We start from the raw sequence: 1,754 nt of genomic DNA, 5'->3' as shown, positions 1-1,754 counted from the left end.
CCGCGAGATCCACTGACCGGAATTCAGTCAGGAAGGATTCAGAGAACAATTTTGCCACTGTCCGGATGTCCTTTTCGGTTGAGCATACCTGGCCCAATTGGACCAGGCTTTCTTTTACCTGGATACCGTTCATTGAGCACCCCCGAAAAGGGACTCAAAGGATTCTTTTTCGTCCGGCTGACCATCTGGTACTGTCTCCCGGTTCTTCCCGATCTCCTCTTCCAGTTTCCGGATAATCCGGATTGCAGCTTCTGCCGTTGGCTGTGGGTGTTTTTTCAGATAGTCCCGGGTGGTGTTTACTGTTTCGATGGTGAGGAAGTCTTCCTCGCGAAGCAGGTCCCCGATCCGAGTCAATTGATCCTCTGAGGCAAGTTGTTTCGGCAGGACATTCGATTGAACCGGTGGCGGCGTTGGCTTCTGTGGCTCCGGTTTGGCGGGTTGCTGAATGGGTTCTGTCCCATCATTCAGCCACCGAAGTAATTGGTGCCCGATATCCTCAGTGATCAGGAAATCTTTGCCATCAAAGAGGGAAGTCCGGTCTTTTGATACACTGGCCAGATGTCTCTGGTTCAGGTCAAAAACCACTGTGAATTCATAGTCCACTGAGTCCCGCTGAATTGGAGCGGTACCCTTTTTCTCAATGGTCATTTTCCCGGTCTTTTCGTCCTTTCCGGTTTCATAATTGGCCTTGCTCCGCATGGTGGCAATTATGTGTGCTTTGCTCTTTAACATGGCATTGATGAATCGGTCGTGACGTGGGGTTACCTTGCCCCATGCGGTGTAGGAATTCCCACCGATTTTATCCACGATCTGAAGGCATCCACCTTCTCCATTCCATTCATGTGAAATGGAATCAATGATGATGACCCCATAACCTGCCTTTTCCGCCATTTCAATTGCCTCAATGAAGCGCTCAGGCTCGTAGGGTGGTTTCAGATCAAGCACATCGAATTCAAACCGATCGGCATACAGGGATGCTGACCCGTGTTCGGTGTCGATGACTGCAATCCGTTCGCCCATTGCCTTTGCTAAAAGCAGTGAGCTGAAGGTTTTTCCGGATCCACTGGCGCCTTCCAGTGCTAACCGGAGTTTCTGTTTTGCCTTAATGGCTTTCTGGAACATGATTACTCCTATCTTTCGGGTGGTCGTTTAATGTCTCTTCGTCAAGCTTGTCCAGACAGTCGGAGCAGATGCGCTCGTCGGTGTCCATTTGATCGGCCGGAATCGGCCATTCACAGATGATGCATGTGAATTCACTCATTGTTATCCTCACCTTTCCTCATTTTGATTTCAAGTGCGGCTGTAATTGCTCCGCCAAGGAGAAGAACCCCGGCGGCCATGAAGGCCAACTCGTAGGTTTCCCGGGCTGCCAGCCAAAGGCGCCAATCGGTCATCAGGTCGTTCATTTCCGTCCTCCGAAATGTCTGTCCAGGGTTTCCATTGCGGATTGAACCAATTCCAACCGCTCCTTGTATTCCGGCCCTTGGTAGGTATCCATTTCGGACTCCACACAGAGGGAGCACCGGAAGGGATCGAACTTGTCTCTCTCGTTCTCAGAGTAGTGAGTGTGGCAGTTCGTGCAGTAGTCTTCCGGGTCGAACTTTGGTTGCCCGGCTTCTTCCATCAGGTTGTTGTAAATCGGGAGGATCGCTTCTTCTGTCCCTTCCATACTCACCGTGTGGTATAATCCGTCACCACGGATAATTGAGAACTCGATCACGTGTATCATCACGTCATTGAGTGCGCTTGCCTTG

The 1,754-nt window shown here is 50.8% G+C and carries 3 protein-coding genes; all 3 read right to left on the bottom strand.

All coding sequences use genetic code 11. The annotated features are described in order from the left end of the window. Positions 1 to 129 precede the first annotated feature (129 nt). Positions 130 to 1,125 carry an AAA family ATPase gene (locus HUU10_15730; GenBank protein ID NUQ83053.1) on the bottom strand — a complete coding sequence of 332 codons (996 nt, stop codon included), beginning with the start codon at positions 1,123 to 1,125 and terminating at the stop codon, positions 130 to 132. 128 nt (positions 1,126 to 1,253) lie between these two features. Further along, complete coding sequence (locus tag HUU10_15725; protein ID NUQ83052.1) at positions 1,254 to 1,406, bottom strand: hypothetical protein; 153 nt, start codon at positions 1,404 to 1,406, stop codon at positions 1,254 to 1,256. Continuing rightward, the coding region (locus HUU10_15720; GenBank protein ID NUQ83051.1) for a hypothetical protein at positions 1,403 to 1,754 on the bottom strand (352 nt) is incomplete at its 5' end. The genes HUU10_15720 and HUU10_15725, both read right to left, overlap by 4 nt.

The sequence above is a fragment of the Bacteroidota bacterium genome (assembly GCA_013360915.1).
GTDB lineage: Bacteria > Bacteroidota > JABWAT01 > JABWAT01 > JABWAT01 > JABWAT01.
The sequence above is the reverse complement of the archived record's forward strand: the minus strand, read 5'-3'. Positions and strand labels throughout refer to the sequence as shown.